This is a genomic window from Syntrophaceae bacterium (assembly GCA_013177795.1).
In the GTDB taxonomy this organism is placed as follows: domain Bacteria; phylum Desulfobacterota; class Syntrophia; order Syntrophales; family UBA2192; genus UBA2192.
This window is the reverse complement of the sequence record JABLXY010000004.1, coordinates 1-15,873: the sequence shown is the minus strand read 5'-3', so window position 1 is coordinate 15,873 and position 15,873 is coordinate 1. Positions and strand designations below refer to the sequence as shown.

The following is a 15,873-nucleotide window of genomic DNA, read 5'->3' as shown; positions in this document are numbered from 1 at the left end:
TCATTCCCGTCAGACCGGCGGGTTCACAGAGAACTCACGAGGAGGATCGGAATGAAGAAAGAAGGATCGGAGGCATTCAACATGGGCAGTGCAGACAAGAGAATCATCGAGCTCAAACTCAAGAAAGGCGAGCTGACCGACGCGTTTCTCGCAAAGTACCTCTCCACGCTCCCCGACGTGTCGGCCCTTGCCGAGGAAGTCCCCGTGGAGATGGACCGGAAGAAGCCCTCGAAAGGGTAAGGGGCCTGTCGATGGTCATCGATTCGCATGCCCACCTGGAGATGTCCCCCTTCGACCGGGACCGCGACCAGGTCATCCGCAGGGCAAGGGAGGCCGGCGTGGAGATCATCGTCACGGTGGGGACCACCGTGGAGGACTGCCGCAAGGCCCTCGAGATCACCCGCCGCCACCCCGGCGTATACGCCGTCATCGGGATTCACCCGCACGAGGTGAAGGACATCGATGCAGAGACCTACGACTTGCTCAAGAGGATGGCGAGCCAGGAGAAAGTTGTCGCCTACGGCGAGATCGGGCTCGATTTCTTCCGCAACCTCTCGCCCCGGGAAACCCAGATCCGTCGCTTCGGAGAGCAGCTGGAGCTGGCCTCGGAGCTCAACCTCCCCGTCGTGATCCACGACCGCGAGGCGCACCGGGAGACGCTGGATCAGCTCAAGAGCTGGAAAGGCGCCCGGCGGGGCATCATCCACTGCTTCTCCGGCGACTACGCCATGGCGAAACAGTGCATCGGCATGGGTTTCTACATCTCCATTCCGGGGACGGTGACCTTCGAGAAAAACGAAACGCTGCGCTCCATCGTCCGCGATCTGCCCCTGGATTCGCTGCTCGTGGAGACAGACTGCCCCTACCTCACCCCCCACCCCTTCCGCGGCAGGCGCAACGAACCGGCCTACGTGGTCCACACGGCGAAGAAGGTGGCCGAGATCAAGGGGAAGAGTTTCGAAGACGTGGCGGCCGTGACCACGGCCAACGCGAAGGCCCTGTTCAGGATCCCCTGAACGCGGAAGTTGAGAAGTTGGGAAGTTGTGAAGTTCGGACGGCGCCGGCGCGATCACCGGTCGTGGGTTTCTCCAAACTTCTCAGCTTCATAGCTTCTTACCTTCAGTCTTTTCCAGGTACATCCGGATCCCCCGGATGCTGTTGACGCAGAAGTTGCGCTCGCGGGCCTGGATGTCCTTGGGCAGCTCGGACCAGCCGGCCATACCCGGGTCGGTTGCAATGAGGTCGGCCAGGACCCGTTCCTCGAAGGGTTCGCTGCCGGCCGCAAGGTGTCGTTTCACCGTCTCCACCCAGGCATCGAGCTGGCGCCGGGCCCGGTCGAACAGGGCCTCGGCATCGTTCCGGCAGCCGTAGTGCCCGAGGCAGACAAGGGACACGTCAAGGGCGGCCAGCCTGGCGATGGAATCCCTGAACGTCCCCTGCTGAAAGGGCGGGGGGGTTGCCGGCCGGCAGTAGAGCCCGTTGTCGAGGGGAACGTAGACGCCGCCCACCTCCCCGGCAAACAGAAGGTCTCCGACGCGGTACGAGACGTGATGCGCCGCGTGGCCCGGCGTCTCGATGGCCTCGACCACGGAGGTGCCGATCGGGATGCCCTCCCTCCAGGAAATGCTTGCCTCCGGAACGGGGGCCATCTCGCCGTAAGCCTCGGCCACCCTCCCGAGGACCTTTTTCGATTCCTCCCAGAGTTTCTGCGGGGCGGTCATGTGGGGGATCCCCTTGGGGTGGCAGTTGACCCTTGCGTCGGGGAAGTGCTGCATCAGATGGCCCGTGCCCCCTGCGTGATCGAGGTGGATGTGGGTGAGCAGGATGTGATCGATCCGGTCGATCCCGGCCCCCCTCAGGCGCTCGACCAGGCAGGGGATGGTGGAAGCCGGTCCCGGATCGACGAGGATCGTCGTGCCGTTGACACGGTAGAGCCATGCGCTGATGAACTTCCGGAACCCCTCCAGGGCCTGGTCGATGTCGATCAGGCAGAGGTTGTCTCGAATCTGCTGGACGGCCAAGAGTATCCTTCCTGTCAGTTGTCCTGTCCGAGTATAGGCGGCCCCGGGGCCGCTGTCAACGCGGGGAAGCCGCAGGCTCCCGACGGTGCGGGACTACCGTGCCCGGAAAATCCTCAGCCAAAGGGCGCCGGACATGCAGACGAGCCCCAGCGCCGCAAAGGCAAGGCCCCACGCCAGGGTTTCCCTGCCGGCGGCGTCGAGGATGGCCCCGAATGCCAGCGGCGCCAGGAAGGCCATTCCGAAGCCCGAGAACGAGTAAATGGCCAGCGTCAATCCCCGCTGCCTCTGAGGCGATTCGGCAATGAGCCCGGCCGTGAGGGCCCCGCTGTCGAAGAGATTCGCCATGCCGTACACCAGGCAAACGGCAGTGACGAGGTAGAAGTGGAGCCCCGCGGTGAACCCGACGACACATCCGAGCAGGCCCGACCCGATCATGTAAACGGAAAGGGCCCTGCGGCGCCCCCAGGCCATGGCCCCCTCGTTTCCGAGGATGCTGGCGGGCACTCCCGCAAGCAGGATGAGCATGGCGACGTTCTGGGGACTCATCGAAGGGGTGAACCCGGGATGGAGACTCAGGCTGTACGCGAGGAAGGCCACGAGCCAGGACCGGAAACCGAAGAGCTCCCAACTGTGAGACCCGTAGCCCAGGATGTAGCCCACGACGGGCCGGTTGCCCAGGACGACCTTCAGGTCGTTTCGCGAGAAACGCAGGCCCGCCCCGGACACCGCGGGTTTGCCCGGCGGCACGACGGCGGCAAAGATCAGGAACGCACCCAGCGGCCCGAGCGCGAGAAGCTCCGCCCCCAGGCGCCAGCCCGTGACCGGCTCCAGGAGCCCGGCGAGATAGACGGAAAGCGCCGTCCCCACGCCGTAGGATGCCGTGTAGAACACGATGTGACGGCTCTGGTCCGGTCCGGAGAGATTGTCGCTCAGGGCCTTGAGGCCGGGCATGTAGGTTCCTGCGAGACCGATTCCCGCAAGCAGCCGCAGCGCCGACGCCGTCCAGGTGCCTTCGGCAAGCCAGCCGAAGAGGAATATGGAAAGGGCGGCAAGAAGCGCAGACGGCAGGTAGACCCGGTGGGCCGTGACGCGGTCCGTGAAGCTCACGAGCACGGGCGATGCCATTGCATAGCCCGCGAAGAAGACGCCGTTGACCCAGCCTGCCTCCGTATTGGTCAGCCCCCACTCGGCTTGGAAGGAAGGCAGCAGGGCCGGGAAATACATGGTTCCCGTCATGGACAGAATTTCGGCGAAACAGATCAGGAATACAAGACGTCCCTGTGTCATCGAGGGCTCTCGTCTCCGGTTCGGATTGAGTGAAAATCCTTACCCCCGAATGATTCCTGTTTCAAGCTCAATTCGACGACGGCCGGCCGGCGTGCAACCCCGATTATTTCCTTGATTCCCCCCCCCGGCTGGGGTAAGTTATTTCTACAATTGAATAGCCGATCCTGGGGGTGCCGTACAGGCTGAGAGTATACCCTTCGAACCTGACCTGGGTAATGCCAGCGTAGGGAGTGGCGGAAGCAGCGATGAAGGTTCAAGGCACATCCACCAGGGTGTGCTTTTTGTTTTCGAGGAGGACCTCATGGATGTGAAGCGAGTCCTGACCGTTGCGGGGTCCGATTCCGGCGGGGGCGCCGGGATCCAGGCGGACCTCAAGACGATCACGGCCCTGGGCGGCTTCGGCATGAGCGTCGTGACGGCGCTGACGGCCCAGAACACCCTCGGCGTGCAGGCGGTGCACGAGATTCCCGTCGAGTTCATCGAGGCGCAGTTCGACTCCGTGGCGGGCGACATCGGCGTCGATGCGGCCAAGACGGGCATGCTCTCCTCGTCGGAGATCATCCGCTGTGTGGCGAAGAAGATCCGGCAGTACAGGATCCGGAAGCTCGTCGTCGACCCCGTCATGGCGGCCAAGGGCGGCAGCCGCCTGCTGCGCGAAGAGGCCCGGGAGACCCTCATCAGGGAACTGATCCCGCTGGCCGCGGTCGTCACGCCGAACATCCCCGAGGCGGAGGCCCTCACGGGGATGCGGATCTCCAGAAAGAGCGACATGCGGAAAGCCGCCGTCCGGATCCACGGGCTCGGGGCGAAGAACGTCGTCGTCAAGGGCGGGCATCTCGAGGGCGATGCCGCGGACCTGCTCTTCGACGGAAAGGGCTTCCACGAATTCGCCGTAAAGCGCATCGACACGAAGCACACGCACGGCACGGGCTGCACCTTCGCCTCGGCCATCGCCACGGGGCTTGCCCAGGGCGCCGGCGTTCACGAGGCCGTGCAGCGGGCGAAGGACTACGTCACCGAGGCCATCCGCTTCGGCCTTGCGATCGGCAGGGGCCAGGGACCGACGAATCATTTCGCCCCGGTCTTCCGCGAAGGCGAGCGCTGGCGCTGCATCGAGGAGCTGAAGACGGCAATCGGGAGGCTCAAGGGCATGCACACGGGCAACATCGTCCCCGAGATCCAGTCCAACTTCGGCTACGCACTCTCCGGGGCGACGTCGGCGGCGGAGGTGGCCGCCGTCCCGGGCCGAATCATCCGCGTGGGGGAGAACGTGGAGACCCTTCATGACCCGGCCTTTGGGGCCTCGAGCCACGTCGCCAAGGTGATCCTCGCGGTCATGCGCTTCGACGGCCGCTACCGGTCGGCCATGAACATCCGCTTCTCCGAGGAGATCGTCGACATCCTGAAGGCCCTCGGGTTCGACGTGGCGAGCTTCGACCGGGCCCACGAGCCTCGGGAGGTGAAGCTGCGCGAGGGTTCCTCCCTCGAGTGGGGGACGACGGACGCCCTGTCGCGGCACGGGGGCATCCCCGACGCCGTCTTCGACCGGGGCGGCGAGGGCAAGGAGCCCATCGTCCGCATCCTCGGGCGCAACCCGGCCGAGGTGGCCGACAAGGTGCTCAGGGTGTCGAAGGCCCTGCGTAAATCAAGAAGTTAGGAAGTGCAGATGTCAAGAAGAGCGGAGACGACAGGTAAAATGCAAGGTCCCATTCGAGCTTCTGCACTTCATCACTTCTTGACTTATATCCGAGTGTCACAGTCTAAACCATGCGCACCCTTTCGGGAGTGCGCGCACATGAGGAGAACGGAATTATGGCGCTAAACGAAGTCACCATCACCCGGGCCATTGTCGAGACGTACACGAAGAAGCTGCTGGCGCACCTCGACGTCGACGTGGCCGTCGTGGGCGGCGGGCCCGCGGGCCTCGTCGCGTCCTACTACCTGGCGAAGGCGGGGAAGAGGGTCGCCCTCTACGAGCGCAAGCTCAGCATCGGCGGCGGCATGTGGGGCGGCGGGATGATGTTCAACGAGATCGTCGTCCAGGCCGAGGCCAAGGGGATCCTCGATCACTTCGGGGTCCGGACGGAGGAGTACGAGCCCGGCTACTACACCGCCGATGCCATCGAGGCGGTGACGACAATCTGCTCCCGGGCCCTGCAGGCCGGCGCGAAGGTCTTCAACTGCATCACCGTGGAGGACGTGGTGATCCGAGACAACCGCGTCATGGGGCTCGTCATCACCTGGTCGCCCGTGGAGATGACAGGGCTCCACGTCGACCCGCTGACGATCCATGCGAAGGCCGTCATCGATGCCACGGGGCACGACACGGAGGTGCTGCGCGTCATCGAGCGAAAGGCCGACGTGACGCTCAACACCCCGACGGGCAAGCTCATGGGAGAGCGCTCCATGTGGTCCGAAAAGGCCGAACGGCTGACGATCGACAACACGCGGGAGATCTGCCCCGGCGTCTGGGTGGCCGGCATGTCGGCCAACGCGGCCTTCGGCGGCCCGCGCATGGGGCCTATCTTCGGCGGGATGCTGCTGTCCGGCCGAAAGGTGGCCGAGCAGATCCTGGCCGCGGGCTGAAACGGAGAGCGATCATGAAGGGCAGGCTCACACAACTGGAGGCGGCACGCAAGGGGATCGTCTCCGAGGAGATGACCGCCTGCGCGAAGCAGGAGAATGTCGATCCCGAAACCATCCGAAAAGGGGTCGAGGAAGGGACGATCGTCGTCGTCCGCAATAACCGGCACACGGCGATCGCGCCCCTGGCCATCGGCAAGGGGCTCCGGACGAAGATCAACACGAACATCGGGACCTCGAGGGACCGTGCTGATCTGGCCCTGGAGATGGAGAAGGTCCGCGTCTCGATTGCCGCGGGGACGGACACGATCATGGATCTCTCCACGGGCGGCGACCTCGGGGCGATCCGGCGCGCCGTCATCGGCGCATCGACGGTCGCCGTGGGGACCGTGCCCATCTACCAGGCCGCCGTGGGGGCCGTGAAAGCCGGCAAGGCCATCGTGGAGATGACCGCGGACGACCTCTTCCGGGCCATCGAGGAGAACGGCGAGGACGGCGTCGACTTCATCACCGTCCACTGCGGCGTGACGCGCCGAAGCGTGGAGTGCATCGAGAAACAGGGACGGCTGCTGGGCATCGTGAGCCGCGGGGGATCGATCCTCGCGCACTGGATGGACTACAACGGGCAGGAGAACCCCCTCTACGAGCAATACGACCGGCTTCTCGAGATCGCGAGGGAGTACGACATGGTCCTGAGCCTCGGCGACGGCCTCAGGCCCGGCTGCCTGGCCGACGCCACGGACCGCGGGCAGGTGCAGGAGCTCATCCTGCTGGGCGAGCTCACCCGCAGGGCGAGGGAACGCGGCGTCCAGGTGATGATCGAAGGCCCGGGGCATGTCCCGATCCGGGACATCCAGGCCAACATCCAGCTGGAGAAGAGCCTCTGCGGCGGGGCGCCCTTCTACGTCCTGGGGCCGCTGCCCACGGACATCGCCCCCGGGTACGACCACATCACGGCCGCCATCGGCGGGGCCATCGCGGGCTGGGCCGGGGCGGATTACCTCTGCTACGTAACCCCCTCGGAGCACCTGCGGCTGCCCACCCTCGACGATGTCCGGGAAGGGGTGATCGCCTCGAAGATCGCCGCCCACATCGCCGACATCGCCAAGGGCGTCCCCGGGGCGATCGAGCGGGATCACCGCATGGCCCGGGCGCGCAAGGAACTCGACTGGGAAGGCCAGATCGCGGCCTCCCTCGACCCCGTCCGCTCCCGCGCGTGGCTCGAGAAGAGCGCCAGCGCCGGCGAGGAAGGCTGCACGATGTGCGGGGATCTCTGTGCCGTGAAAATGGGGCGTCAGAAAAAAGCGAAGACGGGCTGACCGGAAGGCCGGTCAAGAAGGGTCGGATGCAAGCCGCCGGTGCCTCTCGTCGAGCAGCTCGTTGATGCTGTCCATGACAATCTTGGTCACCCCCTCGAACTGAACCTTGAACTTCTGCTGGCTCTCGCGGGAGAAGAGCTTGAAGGGCTCCGTGATGCGGAATTCCCTCAGCCTGCCGTCGACGGACAGCGGCTCCCCGATCCGGTAGGTGACGGTGCCGGACCTCGCGAAGGGCGCAGAGCCCGTGTAGATCCGGTCGGAGTTGTTGCAGCCCACGGGTACGATCTTCTTCCCCGAGTACAGGGCGATCTGCGCAAGCCCGGTCCTGCCGGTGCCCAGCCGCAGCGAACGGGTCCCCTCGGGGAAGATGATCAGGTTCAGGTTCCATTCCATCACGGCTTTTGTGCTGAGCTCGGCCACCTTCTCCATCAGCTGCTGGTGGTAGCCCTTGAGGTGATCGATGAAGCCCCTCGTGAAGTGGGTTGCCGTCTCGGCCGTCAGCTTTACCCGGGCGGAGGCCTCGTCGATCTTCCCGTCGATCCAATCCTTGATGACCCGGTACTCGTCCTTCCCGATCCTGCGGCTGAAGCGCTGCCTGTAGAATTCCTCCACCAGGTACCCCATGGAGGGCACAGGGATGACGTTGCTGACGTCCAGCATCTTGCCGACCGCCTTGTTGCGGTAGTATTTCCCCTTGGCCCAGACCGTCGTGAAGCGGTAGCCGAGACGCCACAGCTTGTACTGGAAGGGCCAGTAGTTGTACCGGTCCGTGTGGTTCATGGCGAAGATGACCGTTTCGTCCCGGGGGATCCTCTCGACGTTCTCGATCCGGATATCCACGTGCTGGAAGAGATGATAGTTGGGCACCAGGACGAGAGTGCCGATGATTTTCTGCCCGACGGGCGTCGATGACAGGCGGATGTTGTCCAAATATTTCTCGTCGATCATGGATGCGTCCCCGCCGCAATCGCCTTCGGCGTTTTCTTACCATAAGGGCGTTTATCCGCAAGGCTTTTCTGCCTCCCGCCGTCGCCTGCCCTTTACATCCCGGCCGGGCTGTGGTTTACTCCGCCCAGCTTCCGCACGGAAGGCGCCGAATGACCCTCTGGAAGGAAAAAAGAAGAATTCTCGTCACCTGCGCGCGCGGGACCCCCGGAATCCTCGCGGGGGAGATCCAGTCGCTGCACATGCCTGCCCTCGCGGTGCTCGAGACGGCCGTCGAGACGGAGGGCACCCTGGGGGACACCGTTCGGCTCAATCTCTCCCTGCGCACAGCGCAGCGCATCCTGTATCTTCTCGATGCATTTGCCGCCGGGCAGGCCCAGGATCTGTACCGCCGTCTCGTGAAGCTTCCCTGGGAGGCGATCCTCGCCGCCGACGGGTACCTATCGGTCACATCGAGCGTCAAGACCGATGCCATCAATGACACCCGCTTTGCCAACGTGAAGACGAAGGACGCCATCGTGGACCGCATCCGCGACCGTATGGGCCGGCGCCCGGACTCGGGCCCGGGGCGCCACGGGGCCGTCGTCCACCTGCACTGGGAGGACGGGCGCTGCGAGGTCTGGCTCGACACCTCGGGGGAACCCCTCTCCAGGCGGGGCTACCGGAAGATCCCCCTCGAGGCCCCGATGCAGGAGACCCTGGCGGCCGCCGTCATCCTCGCAACCGGCTGGGACGGCACGACGCACCTGGTCAACCCCATGTGCGGCAGCGGCACCCTGGCCATCGAGGGGGCGCTCGCCGGCCTGGGCAGGGCGCCAGGGATTCTTCGGCAAAACTTCGGGTTCATGCACATCCTGGGGTTCGACCGCACGGCGTTCGAGAGGGAACGGGACGCCCTCAAGAAAGCCGCCCGCCGAAAGCTCGCCGGGCGCATCGTCGCCACCGACATCCGGCCCGGGGCCGTCGAGGCGGCAAGACAGAACGCCCGGACGGCTGGGGTGGATCACCTCATCGAGTTCTCGGCCTGCGATTTCCGCGAAACCCCTGTGCCCGAAGGGGATGGGATCGTGGTCCTGAACCCCGAGTACGGCGAACGGATGGGTGATGCCGCGAAATTGGGCGAAATCTATTCCGAGATCGGGAACTTTTTCAAGAATCGGTGCATGGGCTACAGGGGCTACATCTTCACGGGCAACCTCGACCTGGCCAAGCAGGTCGGCCTGCGCACGAGGCGCAGAATTCCCTTCTACAACGGGCCCATCGAGTGCCGCCTTCTCGAGTACGAGCTCTACCGCGGAAGCCGCAAGGGCGCAACCGGAGACTGATGTGCCTGGAGCGGAAATTGCACGCTATTTAGAGAAGGGGTCAACGGATGCGGCTTCCAGGCGTTTTTTCAGGCAACAGGTCAGGATTCTGAGGAGGCAGTGATGAAAAAGATCATCGTTTTGTTTGCAGCCATGGCGCTCCTGGTTTCTGCGGCAGGCGTTTCCGCCCAGAGCGTGAGCACGGGAATATCCATATCCAACGGCGAGCTGCGGAGCTTCTACCTCGCCATCGGCGACTATTACCGCGTCCCGGAGTCCCGGGTCGTGTACGTGAAGCAGCAATACCGCATTCCCGACGAGGAAATCCCCGTCGTCTTCTTCCTGGCATCGCGGGCCCACGTGGATCCGCAGGTCATCATCGACCTCCGGCTCCGCCAGCGGATGAGCTGGCTCGACATCACCTTCCACTACGGGTTGACCCCCGAGATCTTCTACGTTCCCGTCAAGCGCGTGGGGCCTCCCTACGGGAAGGCCTACGGCCACTACAAGAAACACGGCAAGGACTACAGGAAGGTCAAGCTTGCGGACGCCGACGTGGTCAACCTCGTGAACCTGCGCTTCATCTCCGAGTATCACGGCGTGGCCGCCGAGGTGGTCATGGACCGGCGGGGCAGGGGTGAGCGCTTCGTCGTCATCAACGACCACTACTACAAGGAAAAGGGGAAAAAGCATCACGGCGACGACAGGGGCAAGGGGAAGGACAGGGACGACAAGTGGGACAAGAAGGACAAACACGACAAGGATGACAAGCACCGGGGCAAAGGCAACGGCAAGGGCCAAGGGAAGGGCAAGGACGATTAGAAAGCGGGTCCCGGCGGGTTGGGGTGCGGGCTCCTGTGTGGAAACGAAAAGGCGCTGCCTTCGGGCCGCGCCTATTCTTGCGTCAAGGGCTTTGTCAGGTCCAGGCAGCAAACGGTCAGCAATGGGGGCCAGGAGACGAGCCCTTTACCAGACAAGAGGGACTGCAGCCGGTAAAGAATGGAGGGGAACCTCCAGGGCAGCAGCCTGCCATTCATCTGCGCCGCGCTCGCCGTGGTGAAGATCCCCGGCGCAGTCAGCCGGGAGGCGAGGTTGCTATCGATCGCCTCGCCGCTATGGAATTTGCCCATCAGAGCCTCGATCAGCCTTGTTGCCCGGGCGGGGCTGATATCGCGTGTGCCGTCCAGCGAAACGTCGAAGGTGACAAGGAGTTTCCCGCCGGGCTTGATGACGCGGTGAAACTCCCCGACGATGCCTTCGAAGCCTTCCGTGTGTTCCAGGACCGACACGCAGTAGACGGCGTCGTAGTGCGAGTCTTCGCTGGGGATGCTGCGGATGTCGGCCTGAAAGAACTCCACCCTTCCGGCGGCGGGGCTGCGGATTTTTTCGAAGACACCCCGCAGCGCCGCGTCGCTGTCACAGCAGTGGATCTTCAGCGATGCGTTCCGCTCGCAGAGATAGTAGGGGAAAAACGTCACCCCCGACCCCGCGTCCAGAACGATTGCGTCAGCGTCTCTCCCGATGGCGGCGTCGAGGCGGCCGGACACGAACGGGTATTCCCACTGCCGGCTCCACTGATGGAGAGGGTCTCTTCCCCACCGTCTCCCGTGCCTGCCCAGTATCCGCCCGTTGGTGGACAGGAAGCGGTCCGAGAACGCATCCAAGTCTTTGAACTCGGCAGAGCCGAGGACGGCCCGATAGTCTCTTTCCGACGGAAAACCGGGGGGCAGCTTCTGCGGCGTTTCGGCCATGCGGGCTACTTTCTCCGCTCCACGGAGCGCAGGGCTTCATCCATCTTCCGCAGCTCCTCGCCGTAGGCGGCCCAGTTGCCCTGCTTCAGGTACTCCTGGGCCCTGCGGTAGTGCTGCAGGGCCTCGAGGGCGAGCTCCCTGTCCCCCTTCTCCCGGGCGGCGGGGGCCGCGGCCGCCCCTGCTGGCCTTGCGCCCCTGTCACGGATCAGCTCGCCGCCGAAGATGCGCTGCAGCGACTGCTCCAGCGTCTCCTCCATGGCGATCGCGTTGCCGAAGGCCACGATGACGCGCTTGAGCTCGGGCAGCTGCCCCTTCTCGGCCGAGAGGTAGAGGGGCTGCACGTAGAGGATCGACTTTTCGATGGGGATCGCCAGCAGGCTCCCCCGGATGGCCTGGGACCCCCGCTGGTTCCAGAGCGAGAGCTGCTTGGAGATCTCCGCGTCCTGGTCGATGCGGGCGTCGATCTGCCTGGGGCCGTAGACGAGCCGCTGCTTCGGGAACTGGTAGGCGATCAGCTTGCCGTAGTTCGGCATGTCGCAGCGCACGGCCATCCAGGCGGCCATGTTGTCCTTGCGGCTCGGCGTGAAGGGGACGAGCATGATGAACTCCTCCCTCTTCTCGCCGGGCAGCTTCATGATCGTGTAGTAGGGGTCCATTTCCTGCTCGCCGCTGCGGCCGGGCCTGCCCGGGATCGCCCAGAGGTCCTCCTTGTTGTAGAAGACCTGGGGGTCCTGCATGTGGTAGGCCCTGTACATGTGGGCCTGGATGCCCAGCATGCCGCCGGGGTAGCGGATGTGCTTCTGCAGGGGCTCGGGCATCTCGGCCAGGGGCTTGAAGACCCCCGGGAAGATCTTCGCGTAGGTCTGGATGATGGGGTCGGCGGGCTCGCTCACGTAGACCTGGACCGTGCCGTCGTAGGCGTCGACGAGCGCCTTGATGGAGTTGCGGACGTAGTTGCCCACGTTCCGCATGGGCTCCGAGTAGGGGAACCGGTCCGTCGTGGTGTAGCCGTCGACGAACCACACGAGGCGCCCCTCGGGCGTGATCACGAGGTACGGGTCGGCCTCGAGCCGGGCGAAGGGCGCGATCTTGGCGACGCGCTCCCGCGCCGTCCGGTAGAACATGACGCGGCTCTCGTCGGTGATCTCGTTGGCCAGGAGGATCGTGACGGACCCGAACCGGGCGGCGAAGAGCAGCTTGCGGAAGAAGGACAGGGGCACCCCGCCCGTCCCCTCGTAACGGGAATAGACGTTCCTGTCCCCCACGGGGTAGTCGAACTCGGGCGCCTTGGTCCTCACGAAAACGTAGTCATTGGACGTCTCGCCGTAGTAGATCTCGGGCCGGGTCACCTTGAGATTCGTCGTGGCCACGGGCGGGATGTCCTTGATGAAGAACTCGGGCAGGCCCTCGGGCGTCACCCGGTTCACGGGGCCCACGACGACGCCGTAGCCGTGGGTGTAGGTCAGCCTCTCGTTGATCCAGGTCTTCGAGGGCAGGGACGGGTAGTGAAGCTCCCGCGGGGAGATCATCACCTGCCGGTACTCGCCGTTGACCATGTAGCGGTCGTTGTCCACATCGAGGAACTTGTAGTAGGTCCGGATCTCCTGCAGCTGGCCGTAGGTCTGCAGCAGCGGGGCGTCGTTCCAGAGGCGGATGTTCTTGATCGTCAGGTCGTTGCGGCGCAGGTCCTCGCGGGTCAGGTTCTCCTCGGCGGGGAAGTCGCGCTCCTCGATGTTGTCGAGCTGGTAGGCGAGGCGCGTGTACTTGATGTTCCACTCGATGTAGGGGCGCTCCCGGACGATCTCGTTGGGGACGACCTGGAACTTCTGCACGACTGCCGGGTAGACCCCGCGGCCGAGGACGAAGAAGGCCGCGAGAACGCCGAGGGCCGCGATCGGCAGAAGCGGCCGGCCGACGAAGGCGTAGGCGACGATGGCCGCACCGCAGACCCCCATGAGGACCATGATCGCCCGGATCACCCAGAGCTGGGTCGTCACGTCGGTGTAGCCGGGCCCGAAAACGACGCCGCGCTTGGTGAAGAGGATCTCGTTGAGGGAAAGCCACGACCCGAAGACGCCCCAGAAGAAAAAGAGGGACGCCAGGATCAGCAGATGCCGCTTTGCCACGGGGGCGAGGCTGAAGACATGCGGGGGCCGGATGAACACGGCTCTCCGGATGACGTAGACGACGGCCGTCGCGGCGAGGGTGAAGAAGTTCAGGCTCACGAACCACCCGAAGACGTGGTTGAGAAGCGGGAGCTGGAAGACGTAGAACCCGATGTCCTTCCCGAAGAGGGGGTCGTCCACCCCGAAGGGGGTGCCGTTGAGAAACAGCATCAGGTTCTCCCACTGGCCCGCCCCGGCCAGCGCGGCAAACAGGCTGAGGAAGAGAGAGACCACCAGGATCAGGAGCTGGAGGGGCTTCCTGTCGGGCGTCACGTCGATCGTGTCGCCGTCCTCGACGGGATGGAACTTCGGCGCCAGGCGGTTGGCCAGGGTGAGGTTCAGAAAGAAGAACAGGAAATAGGGGATGCCGAACAGGGCGGCCGCCTTGAGCTGAGCCGCGAGGCTGACCGTGAAGACGCTCTCGTAGCCGACTTCCTGGTACCAGAACCAGTCCGTGATCATGCCGGCCAGCCGCCAGAAGGCGATGAGCAGCCCCCCCAGCGCGAGGGCCGCGATGAGGCCCCGCGGCAGTTTTGCCGGTGGCCGGATGCTGCGGATGTCGACCATGCTGTCCGCCCCCCTTTTCGTGACGGCGTGCCGGCCGCTCGACCGGCTGCTGCGCACTATAGGGGATCGCCAAGAGGCTGTCAAGGCGCGTGCCCCGCCCGGGCCTTGACGAGACGTGTATAATGATGCAAAATGAAGGGCTGGAGTGCCGACAGAAGGGGGCGCGCCATGGAAGCATACAGGATCGGCGACCACATCGTCGCGGCGGACACGGAGGAAGACGCCCGGCACTTCTACAGGGAAGAGGTGGGCATGGAGGCGCCGGCCGTCATCGAGGTGCTCAGCGTTTCCCTCGAGGTCCAGGCGGGCGAGGGAAAAACGGCCACCATCCGGGAACTGATGAACAAGGTGATGGACGAACGCAGCGCGTGGCTGCGGATGGGCGTGCCCTGCGAGCTTCACTGGCCGTTCATCATCGCAAAGCTGAAATGAGAGCTCCGGGAAACGGGGGGTACCGTTGAACCGAAAACCCGCGCTCCTCGCCCTGCTGGTCCTCCTGATTCTCGGCGGCTGCGCGAGGCGTGAGGCTCCGCCCGAGCCGGTCCGTCCCGCCGGCAAGGGGCCCTTGCCGGCCAAGATGGGCTTCACCATCCAGGCAGGGGCGTTCTCGAAGGCCGAAAATGCGGCACGTCTCACGGTCCGGCTCAACCGCGAGGGCCTCTCTGCCTATTACTTCGTCTACCGGACGGGGCTCTACAAGGTGCGCTTCGGCAACTTCAGGACGGCCGAGGCGGCAACGGAGCGTGCCCGGCGCCTTGCGGACAAGGGCATCATCGAGGAGTTCTGGGTCGTCAACCCCCGCGAGTACGCCATCGCCCTCCGGGAAGAAAAGGGCGAGGGGTATGTCCGCGACGAGATCGTGCGGACGGCACGCAGCTTCATCGGCGTTCCCTACCTGTGGGGCGGCGACTCGGCGGACGAGGGGTTCGACTGCAGCGGCTTCACCATGGCCGTCTACCAGTACAACGGCCTGATGCTGCCCCACTCGTCGCGCGACCAGTCCGTCATGGGAACCCCCGTCGGCAGGAGCAAGCTCGAGAGGGGCGACCTGGTCTTTTTCAGCACGAACAACACGGGCAGGGTCTCCCACGTGGGGGTCTACATCGGCGGCGGGCGTTTCATCCATGCGCCCGGCCGGGGCAAGAGGATCGGCATCGACTCGCTCGACAGCAGCTACTACAGCAGGCGCTACGCAGGCGGCCGCTCCATGCTTTGAGACAGGCACGGAGCGTCGCCCCGGCAGACAGCATCCAAGGAGAGAAAGAGCCGTGAAAGGGAAAACCGTCCGGGAAAGCTGCGTCGTGCTGGCGCAGGTCATGAATCCGCAGGACGCCAACCCCGCCGGGAACGTCCACGGCGGGGTGATCATGAAGCTCATCGACACGGCGGCGGGTGCGGCCGCCGTGAAGCACGCGCGGGCCAACTGCGTGACGGCGTCCATCGACCGCCTCGATTTCCACAACCCCGTCTTCATCGGCGACCTCGTCACCCTGAGGGCGAGCCTCAACTTCACGGGAAGGAGCTCCATGGAGGTCGGCGTCCGCGTCGAGTCGGAGAATCTGCTCACCGGCAAGGTCCGCCACACCGTCTCGGCCTACATGACTTTCGTGGCCCTCGACGAGCAGGGCAGGCCCACGGCCATACCGCCCCTCATCCTCGAGACACCGGAAGAGGAGCGCCGCAACCGCGAGGCACAGGCGCGACGGGAGGCGCGGCTGCGGGAGAAGACGAAGGAGAAGGCCTGCCAGCTCAGCGCCGAGAACTGTGATTGATCATTCTTCCTGATGAACCCCCTCTCCGCCGGGAGGCTGTGTCGCAACAGTCAAGAAGGGACGAGGGACGAGTTGTTTACCCGTTCTTTGACAACAAAATATCCGTAACGTCTATCCGCGCACGGTCTGTCGGGCAGGTTTTGATGGTTCAGGGCCCTT

Annotated in this window: 15 protein-coding genes and 1 riboswitch; of the genes, 10 read left to right on the top strand and 5 right to left on the bottom strand. The window is 64.7% G+C overall.

Annotated features, from left to right (window positions below):
• Window positions 1-51 precede the first annotated feature (51 nt).
• Both HPY67_14125 and HPY67_14120 read left to right on the top strand, forming a co-directional pair.
• Complete coding sequence (locus tag HPY67_14125) at window positions 52-240, top strand: hypothetical protein (GenBank protein ID NPV05858.1); 189 nt, start codon at window positions 52-54, stop codon at window positions 238-240.
• Between the two features lie 11 nt (window positions 241-251).
• Window positions 252-1,016, top strand: a complete 765-nt coding sequence (locus HPY67_14120; GenBank protein ID NPV05857.1) for a TatD family hydrolase — start codon at window positions 252-254, stop codon at window positions 1,014-1,016.
• Window positions 1,017-1,103: 87 nt separating this feature from the next.
• Here the strand turns inward: HPY67_14120 and HPY67_14115 are convergent, their stop codons facing one another.
• On the bottom strand, window positions 1,104-2,006 hold the full coding sequence (locus tag HPY67_14115) for an MBL fold metallo-hydrolase (protein ID NPV05856.1): 903 nt from the start codon (window positions 2,004-2,006) through the stop codon (window positions 1,104-1,106).
• Window positions 2,007-2,114: 108 nt separating this feature from the next.
• Window positions 2,115-3,257: an MFS transporter gene (locus tag HPY67_14110; GenBank protein NPV05855.1), complete on the bottom strand. Its 1,143-nt coding sequence runs from the start codon at window positions 3,255-3,257 to the stop codon at window positions 2,115-2,117.
• A gap of 207 nt (window positions 3,258-3,464) precedes the next feature.
• Window positions 3,465-3,555, top strand: a riboswitch (TPP riboswitch).
• Between the two features lie 54 nt (window positions 3,556-3,609).
• Here HPY67_14110 and thiD point away from each other — a divergent pair.
• From thiD to thiC, 3 genes are all read left to right on the top strand, one after another.
• The gene (gene thiD / locus HPY67_14105) at window positions 3,610-4,965 is read left to right on the top strand and encodes a bifunctional hydroxymethylpyrimidine kinase/phosphomethylpyrimidine kinase (GenBank protein ID NPV05854.1); all 1,356 of its coding nucleotides are present in this window, start codon (window positions 3,610-3,612) and stop codon (window positions 4,963-4,965) included.
• Window positions 4,966-5,120: 155 nt separating this feature from the next.
• Window positions 5,121-5,894, top strand: coding sequence for a thiazole biosynthesis protein (locus tag HPY67_14100; protein ID NPV05853.1), 774 nt, complete (start codon window positions 5,121-5,123; stop codon window positions 5,892-5,894).
• Window positions 5,895-5,908: 14 nt separating this feature from the next.
• The gene (gene thiC / locus HPY67_14095) at window positions 5,909-7,210 is read left to right on the top strand and encodes a phosphomethylpyrimidine synthase ThiC (protein NPV05852.1); all 1,302 of its coding nucleotides are present in this window, start codon (window positions 5,909-5,911) and stop codon (window positions 7,208-7,210) included.
• A 12-nt stretch (window positions 7,211-7,222) separates the two neighbouring features.
• On the opposite strand, the gene HPY67_14090 is transcribed toward thiC, so the two are convergent.
• Window positions 7,223-8,158, bottom strand: coding sequence for a 1-acyl-sn-glycerol-3-phosphate acyltransferase (locus HPY67_14090; GenBank protein ID NPV05851.1), 936 nt, complete (start codon window positions 8,156-8,158; stop codon window positions 7,223-7,225).
• Window positions 8,159-8,307: 149 nt separating this feature from the next.
• On the opposite strand from HPY67_14090, the gene HPY67_14085 reads away from it, so the two are divergent.
• Window positions 8,308-9,480, top strand: coding sequence for a class I SAM-dependent RNA methyltransferase (locus HPY67_14085; GenBank protein NPV05850.1), 1,173 nt, complete (start codon window positions 8,308-8,310; stop codon window positions 9,478-9,480).
• A gap of 102 nt (window positions 9,481-9,582) precedes the next feature.
• Window positions 9,583-10,281 carry a hypothetical protein gene (locus HPY67_14080; GenBank protein NPV05849.1) on the top strand — a complete coding sequence of 233 codons (699 nt, stop codon included), beginning with the start codon at window positions 9,583-9,585 and terminating at the stop codon, window positions 10,279-10,281.
• A 71-nt stretch (window positions 10,282-10,352) separates the two neighbouring features.
• Here the strand turns inward: HPY67_14080 and HPY67_14075 are convergent, their stop codons facing one another.
• Window positions 10,353-11,210 carry a class I SAM-dependent methyltransferase gene (locus tag HPY67_14075; GenBank protein NPV05848.1) on the bottom strand — a complete coding sequence of 286 codons (858 nt, stop codon included), beginning with the start codon at window positions 11,208-11,210 and terminating at the stop codon, window positions 10,353-10,355.
• 5 nt (window positions 11,211-11,215) lie between these two features.
• Complete coding sequence (locus HPY67_14070; GenBank protein ID NPV05847.1) at window positions 11,216-13,942, bottom strand: UPF0182 family protein; 2,727 nt, start codon at window positions 13,940-13,942, stop codon at window positions 11,216-11,218.
• Between the two features lie 168 nt (window positions 13,943-14,110).
• Here HPY67_14070 and HPY67_14065 point away from each other — a divergent pair, with 168 nt between their 5' ends.
• The 3 genes from HPY67_14065 (at window position 14,111) to HPY67_14055 (ending at window position 15,714) form a co-directional block, all read left to right on the top strand.
• On the top strand, window positions 14,111-14,374 hold the full coding sequence (locus HPY67_14065; protein ID NPV05846.1) for a hypothetical protein: 264 nt from the start codon (window positions 14,111-14,113) through the stop codon (window positions 14,372-14,374).
• A 145-nt stretch (window positions 14,375-14,519) separates the two neighbouring features.
• On the top strand, window positions 14,520-15,158 hold the full coding sequence (locus tag HPY67_14060; protein ID NPV05845.1) for a hydrolase: 639 nt from the start codon (window positions 14,520-14,522) through the stop codon (window positions 15,156-15,158).
• On the top strand, window positions 15,067-15,714 hold the full coding sequence (locus HPY67_14055; GenBank protein ID NPV05844.1) for an acyl-CoA thioesterase: 648 nt from the start codon (window positions 15,067-15,069) through the stop codon (window positions 15,712-15,714). Before HPY67_14060 ends, HPY67_14055 begins: the two co-directional genes overlap by 92 nt.
• Window positions 15,715-15,873 lie beyond the last annotated feature (159 nt).